The sequence below is a fragment of the Helicobacter hepaticus ATCC 51449 genome, assembly GCF_000007905.1.
Taxonomy (GTDB): domain Bacteria; phylum Campylobacterota; class Campylobacteria; order Campylobacterales; family Helicobacteraceae; genus Helicobacter_C; species Helicobacter_C hepaticus.
Window position 1 is genome coordinate 438,503 of the sequence record NC_004917.1, and the last position, 18,858, is coordinate 457,360.

Sequence of the window (18,858 nt, forward strand, 5' to 3'; positions counted from 1 at the left end):
CCTAGCTTTGTTTGTTCTGAATCTGTTTGCGCAAAAATACCATAATACACTCTAGCACATCATCCCAATCTTTACTTGGCGAAATAATGCTTTCTTTGGTATTGTCCATATAAGTGATTGTAATATTTTGCCCATAGTGCATTATTTGTTTTAATCTCAATTTATTAGCAAGCACTTTAACACATATAAGCTCCAAAAATGCCTTACTCATTGTATCAGGAGCACCAAATCTATCAAAAATTTCGGATTCTATATCATTGACTTCGCTTATTTCCTCGCAAAGGGAAAGACGCCTATACAACTCCAAACGCAATTTATCACTTGCAATAAGCTGCGGATTTAAATACGCATTAAGATTAATTTTCAAATCACATTGAACTTGTTGCACACTGCCCTTACCACTCAAATAATTAATACATTCTTCAAGCAGACGCAAATACAAACCATATCCGATATTTTTGATATGTCCGCTTTGAGCTTCACCGAGTAAATTCCCTCCACCACGTATTTCTAAATCATAATATGCTAGATTCTCTCCGCTACCAAGATAAGAATTTTTCTCTAACGCCATTAAACGTTTTTTTGCTTCAGGAGTAATGACCTCCATATCTTCTACAAGAAAATAACAAAATCCCTCTTTATTGCCTCTTCCTACGCGTCCTCGTAATTGATGTAAATCAGCTATGCCGAATCTATCAGCACTTGCTACGACAATGGTATTTGCATTGGGCAGATGAATACCAGATTCTATAATACTTGTGCAAAGAAGCACATTATATACATTATTTGCAAAATCAAGCATAATATTTTCGGTTTGAGTACTCTCTACTTTTGAATGCAAAATAGCAATTTTAAGTTGCGGGAGCAGAGATTGAATTTCTTGGGCTTTTTTTTGGATAGTTGCAATATTATTATGAATATAAAATACTTGCCCACCGCGCCGCAATTCACGCAGAATTATTTCTTTTAAAAGTGAATCTTTAGCGTTTTTTATAAATGTTCGCACAGGGATTCTATCCACAGGAGGCGTATGTAAAGAACTCAAAGATTTAATATGAGAAAGCGCCATATTAAGCGTGCGTGGAATAGGCGTAGCGCTCATACTAAGCAAATGCGTATGGGCACAAAGTGCTTTGATTCTCTCTTTTTGCTTCACACCAAATTTATGTTCCTCATCTACCACAATCAAACCAAGTTTTGCAAACTCTGCACCCAATAAAGCGTGAGTGCCTACCACTACATCTACTTCATTATTTTTAAGTCCTAAAAAAAGCCGTTTTTTCTCTGCCGTGCTCAAAAATCTATCACATCGTGCTACGCGTATGCCAAAAGATTCTAAGCGCATTTGTAATGAATGATAATGTTGCGCACATAAAAGCGTAGTAGGCACAATCATTGCCGCTTGAAAACCTGATAAACACACTGCATAAATAGCATTCATAGCTACTTCAGTCTTGCCAAACCCCACATCTCCACTAAGCAATCTATCCATTACTTTACCAGAAGATAAATCTGTATAAATCTCTTCAATACTTCGTATTTGGTCATGAGTGAGAGTGAATCCACACGCATTTTGAAAAGATAAAAGTGAGGGATTTTGCGTATCAATCTTAATGCCTTGTAATAAATTACGTTTTGCAGCAAGATCAATAATGTTATGAGCAATCTCTAAAAGCTTAGTTTTTACCTTTTGTTTAAGCTTAGCAAAACTACCCTTACCTAATCCATCAAGCATAGGTATTTGTCCAGAATCTGCCACATAACGCTCAATCATATTAAGATTCTCAACAGGAAGCAAAAGTTTATCTTCACCTTGATAACTAATTTCAATAAAATCTCTTACAACCCCAACTATTTGAGTCTGCTTAATTCCCTCAAAAATCCCTATACCATATTCACTATGCACAACATATTCTCCTTGTGCAATTTCATTTAGCTTGAGTGTAGGCTTCTTATGCTTGATTTTAGGTGTAAAAGTATTAAGTGAGAGAATAAGTTCATTTGGAGTGATAATATTTACTACTGCATCTGAATATTTAATATGCAATCCCTGTGTGCTAATATCAAATGCCTTAAGTTTAATATCATTATGTGCAATAAGCGTAATTTCACGATTGCTATGAGCATTTATCATTGAGGCGAGATTAGCTGGTTTAAAAAGTATATCGCTATAACCTTCACTTGCTTCACAACACCCTATTTGTTGTAGCTGCTCCAATGTAAGAGCGTGCTCCATTGAATCTAAACTATAAATCTCTTTAGCTTCTAAAAGTGCTTGGGGTGTAAGCAAAGAACAAAAATGTAAAGGCAAAAAATGTGCATTTTCTCCTAAAAACCAAAATCCAAATGAAGCTATATCTTTGTTAAACCCATCAAAATCACTCTGATTCACAAGAGATTGTATATCGCTGCTTTGCTGAGGGTTAAGCGAAAAAAGTGCAGGAGCGATACAAATCTCCTTAACTTCAGTGGGGTTACTCATTTGGGTATGCGTATCAAATATGCGGATACTCTCTACCTCATCATCAAAAAAAGCAATGCGATAAGGAGATTCACTATAAGGCATAAAAATATCAACAATATCACCTCTAAAACTTACTTCCCCCTCAAGTTCTACTACCTCTACACATTCATAACCATATTCTACAATATGCTTTTTCAAAACTGCTAAATCATAACGTTGTCCAAAAGAAAGATTGAAGGTTTGGAGTATTTGCTCCTTTGGTAGTGGATAAAGCACACTGGAAATAGGAGAGATAAGAATCTTTGGCGAGGTGGCAGCATAAAATGTCCGCAATACGCTCAAAACTCCTAAAAATTCTTCACGAAATGAACTTAAATCATCTCCAAAATGAATACGCAATTCAGGTAAAACAAAAGCCTTTTGATAATCAAAAAGCTTTATAAGTTCATATGCATCTTGGGATTGCTTAGCATCTTTAGTAAGCAATAATTCGTAGGGAAAGTTGCCCTGCTTAAGAAGCTTATATAGGCAAGATTGTATCAAACTACCCCTCCGAGATTTTTCTCTTATTACTTATCTTTTTTGGGCAATTCAAGTGAAGCAATATCTGTTTTTACCTTTGAATCTTTAATCTTGCTCTCACCTATAAACACACCTTTGCGTTCAATAATAATCTCACCTACAACTACTATCCCCTCTACACGCCCTTGAGGTTTAATCTCAAGCACATTTGAAGTTACATTGCCGATAAAACGTCCACTCACAATTAAAGAGGCTGTTTGCATATCACCCCTTACAATACCACTTTTACCAATCATTACGGTGTCTTTAGAGTGAATATTTCCCTCAAATTCGCCATCAATATGCAATCTGCAATCTGTGTTGATTTCCCCCTTAATTCTTGTGCCTTGTGCGATGATAGTTGCTCCACCGCCGCTAGATGAACTTACTCCATCAAGTTGTTTATTGTCGCTAACAAAGATTGCCATGCTACGTTCCTCTCTTTTTCAAAAATTGAATTAAAATTACTCATCTTCCATTCCATAAAATTTTTAGGGTCAATAACATTCCCTAAAAATCTTATTTCATAATGAAGATGAGGTCCTGTGCTTTGTCCGGTATTGCCACTATAAGCAATAAGCTGCCCGTGTCTTACAAACATTCCTTTTTGCACTACTATTTTATTCAAATGAGCATAATAAGTTGTAAACCCAAGTGAATGATCTATTTTAACAAGATATCCATAACCACCAGTTGAAAAACTTGCAGCATTTACAACTCCATCAGCCGTAGCGTATATTGGTGTGCCAATAGGAGTGGCAAAATCCACTCCTGTATGCAAATGTCGTGTAAAAAAAAGCGGATGCACTCTGTAACCATAATAAGCAGAAATATGATTATAGTGTTCTATGGGATAGCCATTTGGAACAAATTTCATTACAAAAGCCTTTTGTGTCCCAGTGAGAGAAGCCACATCTATGCGATGCTCAAGGTTGCCATCAGCATCTCTAGAAGCATCAATAGGCACGCCGATAATACTTTCCAAATCTCCTATTTTATCATCAACTTGGGAAATTTCTTCAAGTCTTCTTTCAATTTGATTATTAAGCGATTCATTTTTAGCAAGCATTTTGTTATAACGTTTGGCTATTGTTTCATTTAACACTGACATTTTATTAATTTCTGCACTAAAAGTTTTAATAGAGACTACACCAAAAACTATCAATGTAACAATAAATACAGCAAGATAAAGGCTTATTTGTTTAAAAATAGAGCTAACATTAAAATAGCGCGACCCATTTTGGTCGGTAATCATTAAAACAAGGCGGCTATTTTTAGGACTCATTGCTTAATATGTGAGCATCTTCTCATCATCTTGGTAACTTACACGATAATTTTTTAATTGAACTATATCATTAAGCGCCCATACCAAACTTTTCCAGTCAATAACACTATTTACACCTACAATTTGAGCAAAATTATCACTATTCCAATCTGTATAATTTGCCACTTCAAGCGCAGAATCAATAAATCGCAAATCATAATATAAACCTGCACCTACCCCACTATATCCTATCACTTGCCCCTTTGTAACGAAATCACCCTTTTGCACAATGACCTTACGTAAATGCCCATAATTTGAAGTAAATCCATAAGAATGCTGAATTTGCACAAATTGATTCTCGCTTCCTGCCACTCGCACAGAATCAATAATACCATTCGCTGTAGCATACACAGGAGAAGCTTTTGCAAGGTGATATATAGAAACACCTTTATTTGGGAAACTTTTTGATGCAAAATCATCAACAGGGTTACCATTAGGAATAATCTTTAAAATCATATCCTTTTGCAAGGGAGTAAGCGCATCAATGTCAATATCTTGGTTATTATATAATTCATTGCTATGTTTACGGACATTTACAATGCTCTCAAGCTCACTGACTTTGGTATTTACCTTAAGAAATTCATTTGTTTTATAGTCAATATCACGCTCTAAGGCACTATTTTTTTCATAGATACTTTGGAAATTCTCACGCACTTGATTATTATTTGCCAAAATGACTTCGAGCTCACTCATCAAAAAATGAGCCATAACAAAATACAAAATAACCATCGATATCATACCAACACCCGTAAAAAGCGCCACCTTTTGCACTAGACGATGCACACTAAACTGCCTTGAACCATTATCATCAATAATAGAAATCATTAATTTGTCTTGCACTTACTTTTCCTTATATTCTTGATATTCTTGTAAAAATTTCTGAACAACACTAAAAGAACCAAAAACAAGATAACTCTCATTGTGTGAGAGAATATGGACATTAAAATCCTCATATGCAATTCCCAACTTTATGAGAACATCAATGAGCTTCCCTCTTGGGCAGATTCTATAATTTTCCACAGAAATTATTAAAACTTTCTTAATGATTGGCAAAAGCTCACGCAAAATTGCCTCAATATCCTTTTCTACGTAACTATTATACACAAGATTTACTTGTTTTCCTATAAATTGCTCTTTTAAAACTCTTGCGCCATCAAAATTATGTCCTACATCAAGCACAATATGAGGTGCTAAGACTTCGCATCGCCCACGAAGTGTAAGCGCACCTAGATTCTTAAAATCAAATTTCATTCCAAAAACTGCAAGTGTGCGCATCGCATTATGAAGATTATCGCACAAAAAACGAGGTAAATGGTAAGTGTGTGCGTAGTCCTTAAAGGAATCTTTCTCGTCTTTAAAGGCTTCATCCGTATCTAGCTCTTGCCATAAATCACATTCAATACCTTTTTGCTTTGCTATTTTAAGCGCAAGATTCTCAACCTCTCTTTCATTTTGCCTTGCTATAATTGCTCGTGTATCCATTGCTCTTAGTTTTGTTAGCGCAATCTCACGCAAAGTATTCCCTAACATTTCTTGATGGTCTAAACCAATAAGCGTAAAAACACTCACATCAGCTTTTAGTATATGTGTAGAATCAAACTCGCCACCAACGCCAGATTCTAATACAAGATACTCGCATTCTTTTGCAAGCACAAGTGCAAGAAAGGTTGCATACTCAAAATAACTTGCCTTATGCACAGATTCCATACGCCAAAGGAACTGATGAGCTGTTTCTAGTGCTATATCATCAACCTCGCCTTTATATGAATTATTGCTTATATAATAGCGCTCATTGAATCTAAAAAGATGCGGGGAACTAAAATGCAACACACTCTTGCCTTGCTGTTCTAACCCCATTGTGATAAATCGTCCTGTGCTACCCTTGCCATTTGTGCCTATGATATGAATCACTTTACATTTTGTGCCAAAATGCTCTCTAAAACCGCATTTTGAAGCAATACTAGCATAAATCTTATGAGCACGTGTAGGGTCAAAAGGCGCATATTCTGTGCCTTTACTTTGGAGCACTTGGGAAAGTTTTAACATCAATTTTTATGCTTGTGTTGAATTTTATATTTTAGTTCTTCAAATGAAGTAAAATCGCTCTCTTTAAGTGTTTCTACTGAAGTGTTAAAAGAAAAAAACATACCTTCATAAGACACTTTCTGCACCTGCTCTAAAATAGGATTTATCTTTTCAAGCAATTCCTTAGGTGTAACGTTCTTAAACACACAAACAAATCCATTTTGATGATACTCTAGCAAAATACTCTCTCCAAATGTATTAAAACACATTTTTTGCACAATCTCTATTGCCTTATGCGTTGCCTTATGGATATTATCTTCATTTTCTTGGTTTAAAAAATGTAAATTACTTATTTTAAATATTGCTACGCAAACATTATGTAACTCACTAGCTTGTATTCTGGGCGACTTTATCTCCTCCACACCCTCTATGCCTAAAACTTTCTCTATACGTCTAAGTAAATCTAAATCAATAAGACTTTCAGGGTGTATCATCAGCGTAGATGCTATTTCTAAAGCTTCCTTGTTTATCGTGCCTTTATGATTAGGCGTGCGCAAAACATATACTATAATTCCCACAAGTCTTTTTAACACACTCAAATGCACCTTAGAATCTCGGAAATGCTCCCAATATCCCACAAGCTTTTTTGTTACTTCAAGACTATTAAGCCCACCTAAACTAAAAAGAAAATGAAATTTATTTTTTGCTCCGATTGAAAATATATCAGAAATAACACCAAGCAAGCCACGATTAAGATTCTTTAGCCATTGCATATGTTCTGGTGCATAACTCTCTTTATATTCTTTGAGCAAAAGTGAAATCTTATCAATAAACTCATCAGGATTGCTTACATTTTTAAGCTGATTTTGAATATGTTTATCAAATTTGTTGAGCCACTGCGTCTGCCAATTTAATTCTTCAGCCATTCCCTCAACTCTAGCAATCTCATAAAATGCTTCAAAATATGCAGTGGGAGTAGGGGCTTTTTGCAATAAATGCAAACGTTGAAGTGCTTTGTAAGAAATATCATTAATGTTCATTATAAAATTCTCCATAATATGCTACTTGTGAAATAAATTTATCAAGAGCTTGAGAGGCAGCATTAGATATAGATTCTAAACGATATTGGTCAAATACGATTGTAGAGGTAAAATCTGCACTATAATCATAATAACCTGTATTGCTCACATCAAAACTCTTACCTTGTGCATTTTCAAAATGAATATCAAGCACAATATTTGTGCGATAATAACTGATAAAACCTTGCTGATTATAAGCTATTGGCGTTTGTGTAATGCTTTGAACTTTGATTTGTAAATAACTTTTTGCTTCTTGCTTGCTCATAAGCTTACTTGCAAAACGTTTAATAATAGCATTATTGACCGCATCTTTAATGCTCGCTCCAGATTCTGGCACAGAAGAGTTAATACTAATATCTACATATACACCATCATTAAAAATACCTTGTGCATAATAGCTTATAGGCTGATACCCACACCCCACAAAATACAAACATAAACTCAATAATAATGCTTTTGGCATCATTTCACCACAAGATTTACAAGTTTATTTGGCACAATTATTTCTTTAAGAATCTCTACTCCTTCAAGCCATTTTGGCACACTTTCTTTAGCTTGGATAATAATTTCTTCTTTGCTTAAGCCTAAAGGCATCTCCACTTCTGCGCGTTTTTTACCATTAATCGTAATAGCATATATCACGCTCTCTTTTGTAAGTGCATCTTTATCAACGCTAAGAGGTGCGAAATTACATCGTCTAAAATACTGCTCACTTAGCTCCCAACAAATATGAGGCACAATAGGCTCTAAAATATGCAATAAAACAAAATATCCTTCCGTCCAAACAAGAGGATTCTCTTGCTCATTAAGTGCGTTAAAAGCTTCCATACTCGCAGCAATAAGTGTATTAAATGCGTATCCACTTTGCTTTTTACTAAAAATCTCATTACTTTTTTGCAATGCCTCATACACTTTTTGACGAGCATATTGTTCATTTTTTTGCAATGTTTTATGATTGATATGTGGCTTTTGTGTGCAAGATTCTATATGCTCGGCTCTTTCCCACAAGCGTTTTAAGAATCTATGCGCACCCTCCACTGCTTTATCATTCCATTCTAGCTCTCGCGTAGGCGGGGCAGCAAAAAGGACAAAAAGTCTTGCCGTATCTGCGCCATAATGCGCAATAAGTTCATTTGGATTGACGATATTGCCCTTAGATTTTGACATTTTTGCTCCATCTTTAAGCACCATACCTTGCGTGAGTAGATTTGCAAAAGGCTCATCAATTTCTATATAGCCCAAATCACGTAATACTTTTGTCCAAAATCGTGCATAGAGTAAATGCAAAATAGCGTGTTCTATACCGCCAATATATTCATCAACATTGAGCCAATATGTTAAACTTTCCTTATCAAAAGCTTGTTTCTCCCATAATTTTCTTGGTGTGCTATAGCGCAAAAAATACCAACTTGATTGAATAAAAGTATCCATCGTATCACTCTCTCTTTGTGCTTTTTTACCACACTTAGGACAAAGACAATCTTTCCACACAAGATGTTTATCAAGAGGATTCCCCTCTCCATCAATCACAACATCTTCAGGCAATGTGATAGGCAAATTTTCTATTTTTTCAGGCACAATACCGCAAGATTGACAATGCACCATAGGAATAGGCGCCCCCCAATATCTTTGTCTTGACACACCCCAATCACGCAAACGATAATTGGTTATGCCCTTACCAATGCTAGCATTCTCAAAATGTGCGATAATACGCTCTTTTGCTTGAGAACTTGACATACCACTAAATTCTCCACTATTAATTAAAAAGCCTTCCTCATACGCAGCACATATCTCTTGTGTTGGCTCTTCACCATCTATCTCTTTTGTAAGAACGCATTTAAAAGGCAAAGCATAGGTTTTGGCAAATTCAAAATCGCGCTCATCGTGCATTGGAACACTCATCACTGCTCCAGAGCCATAATCCATAAGCACAAAATTTGCCACCCACACAGGCAACTTCTCTTGTGTCAATGGGTGTATTACATACACTCCTAAATCAAAACCCACTTTCTCGCTCATTGCACGTGCTCTAGCAGTAGTATTTTTAATTGCTTCAATAGATTTTATCACGCTCTCATCAAGACTTTTATTTTCTATCAACTGCTGCACAATAGGGTGTTCTGGGGCAACTGCACAATAAGTAACACCATAAATTGTATCTGGACGCGTGGTAAAGACTTCTAGCTTTACTTTGCCATTACCTAGTTTTTGTAGAGAATCTACACTAAAATCAAAGGTAAAACTTAACCCCTTTGATTTACCAATCCAATTTCTCTGCATACTCAACACTTGAGAAGGCCAATGTCCCTCAAGCTTATTAAGACACTCAAGCAACTCATCGGCATAATCTGTGATTTTAATGTAATATTGAAACATTTGCTTTTGCACCACAGGCGTATCACATCGCCAACATTTGCCCTCAATAACTTGTTCATTCGCTAAGATTGTTTTATCCTTAGGGCACCAATTTAAATACGCCTCTTTGCGATAAATGAGTCCTCTCTCCCACATTTTGATAAAAAATTCCTGTTCAAAACGCGTATAAATTGCATCACTCGTAGCAAACTCACGCTCTTTAGAAAAACTAAGTCCAAGAGTGGCAAGTTCTTTTCTCATTGTATCAATATTGCTATATGTCCAAGTTTTAGGGTGTGTCTTATGTTTAATAGCAGCATTTTCAGCAGGCATACCAAAAGCGTCCCAACCCATAGGGTGCAAAACATTATAACCATTTTGGCGATAGTTCCTCGCTAATGCATCACCAATACAATAATTTCTTACGTGTCCCATATGAATTGCTCCGCTTGGATAAGGAAACATACTTAAAATATATTTTTTTTTCATAGAATCTGATGTAGCAATATCTATATCAAATGGCTCAAAACTCTTATGCTCTGTCCAAAATTGTTGCCATTTAGATTCTATATCTTTAGGATTATATTTCCGCTCTTGCATTACTTACCCTCACTTATTGAATTCAAAGTAGCATTATAGAAAAAAAGCTTAAATCACACCATAATTAATACAACTCATCGCTGCCTTTTGGCTTTAAATTCTTTGTTACTTTTTGAAATAATTTTAATAAAGTTTCAACATTCAATGTTACAAAATTTAATGTTTTTTCTCCTACTTGGTGTAGAAATATTTTATAAACAAATATATATTTTAAGGAGCAAAAGATGAATATATTTAAAACTGGATTTACTACCCTATTACTTATGGGAATACTTGCTAGTGCAAATTTTGCCTCGCCTATACTTGTTGAGAGCACAAATGTGAACAAAAACAATACAAACTCTTTTATGGAAGTTGATATAAAAGCCTTTAAAAATAATATCAAAGTTGCCAAAAAAATAGCAGGAAATGCTAAAGTTTGTGCAGTTTTAAAAGCCAATGCTTATGGGGCTGGAATAAGCAAAGTGTTGCCCACTATCATAGAAGAAAAAATCCCTTGTGTGGCTATTACAAGCAATGAAGAAGCAAGAGTTATCCGCAAAATGAAATATACAGGCGAGATTCTACGAATACGAACAGCCACAATGGGAGAAATAAAAGATGGTTTAAAATATAACATCACAGAAGTTTTGGGAAATTTAGATCAAGCAAAAAAAGTAGATTCTCTAGCAAAGACGATAGGCAAAAAACTTCCCATTCATATCAAACTCAATTCAGGTGGAATGGATAGAAATGGTATTGATTTAAGCACTGATAAAGGCAAAGAATCTGCAGTTAAGTTAGCTACTTTGCCACATCTTAAAATAAAAGGGCTAATGACACATTTTCCTTATGATGATACCTCAAAAGTAAAGGAAAATTTAAAACATTTTGAAGAAGATACGGATTTTCTAATAAGTAAAGCAAAACTTGATAGAAATAAACTTGTGCTGCACGCTGCTGCCTCATATGCAGCAGTGCAAGTGCCTCAATCAAGGTTAGATATGATACGACCCGGAAAGCTTATTTATGGCTATGGTGGAGGAGATGAAAATCTACCCATACAACAAATTATGAGTTTAAAATCTCAAGTAGCAGTTATAAATGAATATCCAAAAGGGAGCAAAGTAAGCTATGATGGCACTCACACACTTACAAGAGATTCTAAACTCGCCAATATTCCTGTGGGTTATTATGATGGCTATGCAAAATCTTTAAGCAATCAAGGAAAAGTGCTTATTAGAGGGCATAAAGTGCCAGTCGTTGGGAGAGTTACAAAAAATACTTTTATGGTAGATGTAACCGATTATCCAGATATTAAAGCAGGCGATGAAGTCGTGCTCTTTGGAAAACAATGCGGCAATGAAATCACTCAAGCCGAATTTGAAAAAGGAACGGGCACGATTCTCTCTGAAACATTAGGATATTGGGGAAGTGCAAATCCTATTTTTATTAAAAATTATAAAATGAAAGAAGTATGCAAATAACTTTACAATAATGCAAACATATTCAAAAGTGGCAAAGCATTAAATTTAAAAATTCTTGCTACAATGCCACACTTTATTTTTTATAATTCAGATGAGTATAGGAAGAGTATTGACATTTAACGCGACACATATTTTAGACCAAGTAATGTCATCTTTTAAAAGCCTCTCTCAAAGCAAAGAGATGATTATTGTCATCTTTATGGTATTGATTGTAGGCATTATAATGGTGCCCTTACCAAGTGCAATGCTTGATTTTTTACTCAGCATTTCTATTGCACTTTCTATTTTAATTATTCTCATTACACTCTATGTGGATAAAGCCACAGAATTTTCAGCTTTTCCAACGATTTTGCTTATTGTTACGCTTTATCGTCTCGCCCTCAATGTCGCTACCACACGTATGATTCTAAGCGAAGGACATAATGGTGTAGAATCCGTAAGTAGCATTGTTGCAGCATTTGGGCACTTTGTTGTGGGCGGAAATTATGTCATTGGGATTATTGTTTTTACTATTCTTGTAATTGTGAATCTTATAGTCATTACAAATGGTTCTACACGTGTAACAGAAGTGCGCGCTAGATTCACACTTGATGCAATGCCGGGTAAGCAAATGGCAATTGATGCAGATTTAAATGCAGGACTTATTGGGCAAGAAGAAGCTCAAAAACGCCGTGATGCTCTTGCACAAGAAGCAGATTTTTACGGCACAATGGACGGAGCAAGCAAATTTGTCAAAGGCGATGCAATAGCCTCTATCATCATCACTATTGTTAATATCATTGGTGGATTCCTTATTGGTGTATTTGAGCACGGAATGAGCGTTAAGCAAAGTGCAGAAACTTTTACAATCCTTACTATAGGCGATGGACTTGTGGGACAAATTCCAGCGCTCATTGTAGCTACTGCCACAGGTATTATTACTACTCGCGCAGCAAAAAACTCACAAGCCAACTTTGCAGGAGATATTATCACACAAATTACAAGCAGTGCGAAGATTCTAAGCATTGTAGGTTTTATTCTTATCCTATTTGCGCTCGTGCCCGGATTGCCAATTTCACTTGGTTTTGTAGGAGGATTTTTCCTTGTTGTAGCGTGGCTCACAAGCCGAGAGGATTTAAGCAGTATGTTTTCTCTCGTAGAAAAATGGTTGCGCAAAGAGGATTCGTCGCATCTGAATAAAACTCCAACACAAAGCGGAGAACAAGATATTGATATATCTCAACATAAAGCGCAAAGAGCACAAAAGAGCGAAGAAGAAATTAAAAAAGAAGAGGAAGCCATTATTAATGAAGCACTCAAAGTAGAGACTTTAGAAATTTATTTGGGCTATCAACTTATCCGCCTTGCTGATATAAAGCAAAATGGTGATTTATTAGAAAGAATCCGTGCTATGCGTAAGAAAATTGCTACTGACTATGGGTTTTTAATCCCACAAATTCGTATCAAAGACAATCTTAATCTCCAGCCTACCAACTATGAGGTTTTGCTCAAAGGTGTAAAAATTGGTGAAGGTGATGTCTTGCCCGATAAATTTTTAGCAATGGATACAGGTATGGTAGGACAAGTTATTGAGGGTATCCCCACAAAAGAACCTGCTTTTGGGCTTGATGCACTATGGATAGACCCAAAAGATAAAGAAGAAGCGATTATTCAAGGGTATCATATTATTGATCCCTCTACGATTATTACCACACATATGACAGAGCTTATCAAAACTTATGCGGAAGAATTCATCACTAAAGATGAAGTGAAAGTTCTTATGGACAGACACGCTAAAGATTATCCTGTGGTGGTTGGTGAAGCCTCAAAAATTCCTATGGGTATCATTTTGCGTGTATTGCGCGAGCTTCTTCACGAAAAAGTTCCAATCAAAGATATGCCTACAATCTTGGAGAGTATCACAGATACTTATCCTATTTTGCAAGATGATACTGATGCGATTGTAGAGCAAGTGCGCTCTCGCCTTGCACGCACTATTACAGATATTTTCAAAGCCGAAGATGGGAATCTTAAACTTTTCACACTCTCACTTGCTACCGAACAATATCTCATTGATAGAATCAAAGAACAACCTAATGGCAAAAATTTCGTATTACACTCTAATGAAGTGCAAAAGCTCATAGATGCGATTCAAGAAGAAGATATGAAATTAAAACAAAAAAATATTATGCCTGTGCTGCTTGTAGATTATAGAATCCGCAAGCCACTTGTTAAACTCCTTGAACCCTTTAGAATGAGTATTACCATACTTGGTAATGCAGAAATTGACCCTCACGCAAGTTTTGAAGTTGTCGGCACACTTAATATTGAATTTTAAGGACATATATGCAAGTTTTTCATCTCTCACATACCGATTTAGACGGCTATGGTTGCCAATTTATAGCTAAAGAATTTTTCCCTCATATCAAATTTTATAATGCAAATTATGGCAAAGAAGTGCTTGTGCGCCTTAATTCTATACTCGATTATATAATCCACTCTACGCAATCAACTGAAAATCTCCTCGCTTTAAAATTTGGCAAAACGCCTAAAAATTCCTCTACAAAACAGACAACAAATGAAAAATATCTTTTGCTTATCACAGATTTAAATCTCACACTTAATGAGGCAAATTATCTTAATGAACGTGTAAGTGAGCTCAAAATTACAGGATATGATATAGAACTGCTGCTTTTAGACCACCATATTAGCGGGCAAGAATGTGCAGATAAATATGAATGGTATCATCTCGATAGTTTAAGAAGTGCAAGTAAGATTACTTTTCAAACACTTACACAGCACCACAATATACTTAATTCTGCACGTAAAGAATGGATTCACAATCTAAGTGAAATGATTAATTCTGTAGATATTTGGCTTGAAGATGGCTATAAATTTGATTTTGGCAAGGTTGCTATGAATATGATTAGCTCAAGTTATGAACTTAATCGTTTTATGTTTGATGAGGAACATCGCTCATATAAATTCGCTCTTATAGAATCTGCACAAGAGTTTTTAGAACTCCCAAATGGTGAGGTAGCTTTTGATAATGCCTTGTATGAAATTAAAAAACGCGCACTTGGAGGCGACCCAAAAACGCAAACAATGGATACTATCACTTCAAACGCACAGGTAGAACTCTTAAGCGCAAAAAAACATCTTTGCACGATTAGCTATAATGACAAAAAAGGATTCTTAAGTTATTCTTTAGGAGGCATTAGTGTTTTGGCAAATCTCTTTTTGCGGCGTAATCCTGAATATGATTTTTATATTGATGTTAATTCGCGTGGTAATGTAAGTCTCCGCGCTAATGGTAACTGCGATGTTAATACAATGAGCAAAGAGCTTTTCAATGGTGGGGGACATAAAAATGCTGCTGGAGGAAAAATTGAAGGTTTTAAAGAAAGTTTTGCTTATGCAGATATTAAAACACAAATTGAATATATTTTAAATAAGCACAAGGAGGATTTATGAGTATTGATGAAAACATCAGTGAAGAACTTACGCTTGAAATGAGTTTAGAAGAAATGGCACTAGAAGTCATTGATATGCTAGGCGTTGCACTTTATTTTGCTGGAGCGAAAAAAAAGCATATTGATGAACTTATAGAGCTTTATTCGGAACAAATGGACAAATTTTATGCCAAACTCCCTGAAGATGCAAATTATGGGCAAGAAGAGATGATTGGTATTATCAAATCTCTTAAAAAAGACTACCCACAATTTTTTATCAAAACATAGGTTTGCAGAGTGATGAGAAACATCAAATGTGCCATTTTATTTAGCGGAAACGGAAGCAATATGCAAAACCTTATAGAATCTTTGCATAATAAAATATTTTATGATAATAATAACAATCCTGTGCATCTTGAAATCACTCTTACTCTTTGTAATAATCCCAAAGCACAAGGTATTACACGCTCTGCTGCTCTTGCTATCCCTTGCACAATTATTAATCACAAAGATTTCTCCTCGCGTATTGATTTTGATAATGCTATGATAGAAATACTCCGAGTGCATTCCATAGATATTGTGCTCTTAGCAGGTTTTATGCGCATTCTTACATCTTCTTTTACACAAACCTTTCAAACAATCAATATCCACCCCTCTTTTCTGCCTGAACACAAAGGAGCTTATGCCATTAGAGAGAGTTTTAACTCTGCTCAATCCTATGGTGGAGTAAGTGTCCATTGGGTAAATGAAGAACTTGATGGTGGAGAAATTATTTTGCAAGAAAAATTGCAAAAGATTCCAAATGAAAACCTTGAAGAATTTGAATCTAAAATCCACGCCCTTGAATATTCTCTCTATCCACGCGCTATTTTGCTCGCACTTGGGTTAAAAGACTTAAACAAAAGTGTAGAGGAATCAAAATGAGTTATCCCATTGAAACACTCAGTGCTTTTAGCATTTTTGTTCTCCTTATTCTATTTGCTTCGCCTATTAGTAGCCTTACGCGTATTCCTATTGTAGTAGTAGAGATGATTTTAGGAGCTATTGCTGCACATTTTTTTACTTTCCTTAATGATTCTCAAGAAATACACATTGTCGCAGAAATAGGATTTTTATTTTTAATGTTTTTATGCGGTTTGGAAGTAGATATTAAATCTTTTGCAAAGCTTGGCAAACCCTTTTTGCTTCAAACTCTAGCATATTTTTGCACACTCTATGGCATTACTTGCATCGTTGTTTTTAGCGCAAAAATTTCTTATGTGTATATTGCAGCATTTCCTGTTATGAGCTTAGGTATGATTGTAGCGCTTATTAAGGATTATGGCAAAGACCAACCTTGGCTTGATTTGGCACTCAAAATTGGTATCTTGGGAGAATTAGTAAGTATTGCCGCACTTGTAATTATTGATGGTGCATCGCGGCACGGAGTGGGAAGTGAGCTGGGAAGAAAACTCCTTATGCTTGGACTTTTCTTGCTTTTTGTCATCTTTGGTTTTAAAATTGCAAAAGTCATTTTTTGGTGGATACCTCAGGTAAGATTCTTATTTTTGCCAAACGATGATAGCAATTCTCAAGACTTACGATTTGTCTTTATGTTACTTTTTGGCTTCGTGCTTTTAATGATGTTCTTAGAAATTAAAGCTGTGCTTGGAGCATTTTTAGCCGGAACGATTCTCGCTACATTTTTTAAACATAAAGCCGAATTACCCGAAAAACTCAATCATTTTGGATTTGGGTTCTTTGTGCCTTTTTTCTTTGTGCACGTGGGCTCTACACTCAATCTCAATGCAGTATTTAGGGATACACAGATTCTCTATCACGCTTTATATCTTGTCATCGGTATGCTTACATTGCGCCTCATTAGTGCAAGTATTGTCTTTGGTAAATATTTTAAAAGTGCAAAATTTACACTCCTTTTTGCGCTAAGCGATTCTATGCCACTTACCTTTCTTATCGCCACTGCTACTTTAGGTAAAAGTATCGGGGAACTCAATGATACGCTTTATGCATCATTTGTGCTTGGTGCGATTTTAGAGGGTATTATTTTTAGTGTGCTTATTAAAATTGTATATGTATTTTGGAAAACACCCCAAAAGGAGAAATAATGCAAAATCCTGCCCCTACTCGCCAAACTTGGAGCTCTAGTCTCACTTATGTTTTAACCGTTGCAGGAGCGACTATTGGCTTTGGAGCAACTTGGAGATTCCCATATCTTGTAGGAGAAAATGGTGGTGGTGCGTATGTGCTTGTTTTTATTCTTGCAATGATTTTAGTAGGAATCCCCGTGATTTGGGTAGAAAATGTCATTGGCAGACGCGCACATAAAAACGCAATTGATGCCTTTGGTGGAGAGATAGAAGGCAAAAGCATTCCGCATATCTATAAAATCATTGGCTATTGTGGCATTGCAGGGGCATTTGGGATTATGGCATATTATATGGTGCTAGGCGGCTGGGTGATTACTTATATCACAAGTATCCTAAGTGGTGAGCTTAATCTCTCCTCGCCCATTGATAAAGAACTTGCCCAAAGCTTTTATAATGCCAAAATAGAGCATAATCCGCTAATGATTGGCATTTGGACAAGTGTATTTGTCGCTATAAATTGGGTAATTCTCAAAAAAGGCATCATTGATGGCATTGAGCGCAGTATGAAATATCTTATGCCCTTGCTTTTTATCTGTTTATTTATTATCGTTATCCGCAATCTTACGCTTCCAGGTGCAATGGAGGGCGTGAGATTCTATCTTTTGCCCGATTTTAGCAAAATCACAGCTAAGCTTTTCATTGATGTGCTAGGGCAAGTGTTTTTTGCACTTTCCTTAGGTTTTGGCGTGATGATTACACTTAGCTCCTATCTACAAAAAAATGAAAATATGATTAAAACCGCTGTTGCCACCGGTGTGCTTAATACACTTATCGCACTCTTAGCTGGATTTATGATTTTTCCCTCACTCTTTAGTTTTGGATTAGAACCAAATCAAGGACCAAGCCTTGTATTTCAAACCCTCCCTATTGTGTTTTCACATATTTATTTTGGTAATGTCCTAGCCCTTATCTTTTTCCTGCTTTTAATTACTGCAGCACTTACTACTTCTTTGCCCATTTATGAAGTGATTATTACCGCTTTATATGAAAAGTGTAATATCTCACGCACCAATGCAATTAATATCACGCTTAGCTTTATTTTCATATGTGGGAATCTCCCTTGTATCCTCTCTTATGGAGCTTGGGAGCATATCACTTGGAATGGCAAAAATATCTTTGATAGCTTTGATTTTATCAGCGGCAATATTCTCTTTGTGCTCACCTCTCTTGGCACATTACTTTTTGTGGGTTGGATTTTAAAAGATGAAGCAAAAAAAGAGTTAAGCAACAATGGCACACTTAATCCGCACCTTGTAAATATATGGTATGCGTATGTTAAATATATCTTGCCCTTCGTGATTGTGCTGATTTTTATCGCTGGTGTATTTCCTTACGCGCTTAATAGATTCTATTAATCTTTGATAATGAAAGTCTATTTTATACTTCTGCTTGCTTTATGCATAGGA

15 protein-coding genes are annotated in these 18,858 nt (G+C 35.8%); 7 read left to right on the plus strand and 8 right to left on the minus strand.

From position 1 onward, the window contains the following. Position 1: 1 nt before the first annotated feature. From mfd to leuS, 8 genes are read right to left on the minus strand one after another with little or no spacing between them, the layout of a single operon-like run. Positions 2-3,007 carry a transcription-repair coupling factor gene (gene mfd / locus HH_RS02305; RefSeq protein ID WP_011115300.1) on the minus strand — a complete coding sequence of 1,002 codons (3,006 nt, stop codon included), beginning with the start codon at positions 3,005-3,007 and terminating at the stop codon, positions 2-4. Positions 3,008-3,033: 26 nt separating this feature from the next. After that, a complete protein-coding gene (locus tag HH_RS02310; protein ID WP_011115301.1) occupies positions 3,034-3,453 on the minus strand; it encodes a bactofilin family protein in 420 nt (139 codons plus the stop codon). After that, positions 3,411-4,310, minus strand: a complete 900-nt coding sequence (locus tag HH_RS02315; RefSeq protein WP_011115302.1) for a M23 family metallopeptidase — start codon at positions 4,308-4,310, stop codon at positions 3,411-3,413. The genes HH_RS02310 and HH_RS02315 overlap by 43 nt, the downstream gene beginning before the upstream one ends. 3 nt (positions 4,311-4,313) lie before the next feature. Beyond that, complete coding sequence (locus tag HH_RS02320) at positions 4,314-5,189, minus strand: M23 family metallopeptidase (RefSeq protein ID WP_011115303.1); 876 nt, start codon at positions 5,187-5,189, stop codon at positions 4,314-4,316. After that, complete coding sequence (locus tag HH_RS02325; RefSeq protein ID WP_041308978.1) at positions 5,190-6,395, minus strand: Mur ligase family protein; 1,206 nt, start codon at positions 6,393-6,395, stop codon at positions 5,190-5,192. Beyond that, positions 6,395-7,414: a hypothetical protein gene (locus HH_RS02330; RefSeq protein WP_041308979.1), complete on the minus strand. Its 1,020-nt coding sequence runs from the start codon at positions 7,412-7,414 to the stop codon at positions 6,395-6,397. The genes HH_RS02325 and HH_RS02330 overlap by 1 nt, the downstream gene beginning before the upstream one ends. After that, the gene (gene lptE / locus HH_RS02335; RefSeq protein WP_011115306.1) at positions 7,404-7,916 is read right to left on the minus strand and encodes an LPS assembly lipoprotein LptE; all 513 of its coding nucleotides are present in this window, start codon (positions 7,914-7,916) and stop codon (positions 7,404-7,406) included. Before lptE ends, HH_RS02330 begins: the two co-directional genes overlap by 11 nt. Further along, positions 7,916-10,408 carry a leucine--tRNA ligase gene (gene leuS, locus HH_RS02340; protein WP_011115307.1) on the minus strand — a complete coding sequence of 831 codons (2,493 nt, stop codon included), beginning with the start codon at positions 10,406-10,408 and terminating at the stop codon, positions 7,916-7,918. The genes lptE and leuS overlap by 1 nt, the downstream gene beginning before the upstream one ends. Before the next feature lie 224 nt (positions 10,409-10,632). Here leuS and alr point away from each other — a divergent pair, with 224 nt between their 5' ends. From alr to HH_RS02375, 7 genes are all read left to right on the plus strand, one after another. Continuing rightward, a complete protein-coding gene (gene alr, locus HH_RS02345; protein WP_011115308.1) occupies positions 10,633-11,874 on the plus strand; it encodes an alanine racemase in 1,242 nt (413 codons plus the stop codon). A gap of 109 nt (positions 11,875-11,983) precedes the next feature. Continuing rightward, on the plus strand, positions 11,984-14,191 hold the full coding sequence (gene flhA, locus HH_RS02350) for a flagellar biosynthesis protein FlhA (RefSeq protein WP_011115309.1): 2,208 nt from the start codon (positions 11,984-11,986) through the stop codon (positions 14,189-14,191). A gap of 8 nt (positions 14,192-14,199) precedes the next feature. Next, positions 14,200-15,327 (plus strand): DHH family phosphoesterase, encoded by a 1,128-nt coding sequence (locus HH_RS02355; protein WP_011115310.1) that lies wholly within the window; start codon positions 14,200-14,202, stop codon positions 15,325-15,327. Then, on the plus strand, positions 15,324-15,593 hold the full coding sequence (locus tag HH_RS02360) for a hypothetical protein (RefSeq protein WP_011115311.1): 270 nt from the start codon (positions 15,324-15,326) through the stop codon (positions 15,591-15,593). Before HH_RS02355 ends, HH_RS02360 begins: the two co-directional genes overlap by 4 nt. Positions 15,594-15,605: 12 nt before the next feature. Further along, positions 15,606-16,229, plus strand: a complete 624-nt coding sequence (gene purN, locus HH_RS02365; RefSeq protein ID WP_041309267.1) for a phosphoribosylglycinamide formyltransferase — start codon at positions 15,606-15,608, stop codon at positions 16,227-16,229. After that, positions 16,226-17,410: a cation:proton antiporter gene (locus tag HH_RS02370; RefSeq protein ID WP_011115313.1), complete on the plus strand. Its 1,185-nt coding sequence runs from the start codon at positions 16,226-16,228 to the stop codon at positions 17,408-17,410. Before purN ends, HH_RS02370 begins: the two co-directional genes overlap by 4 nt. Further along, positions 17,410-18,807, plus strand: a complete 1,398-nt coding sequence (locus HH_RS02375; RefSeq protein ID WP_011115314.1) for a sodium-dependent transporter — start codon at positions 17,410-17,412, stop codon at positions 18,805-18,807. The genes HH_RS02370 and HH_RS02375 overlap by 1 nt, the downstream gene beginning before the upstream one ends. Positions 18,808-18,858 lie beyond the last annotated feature (51 nt).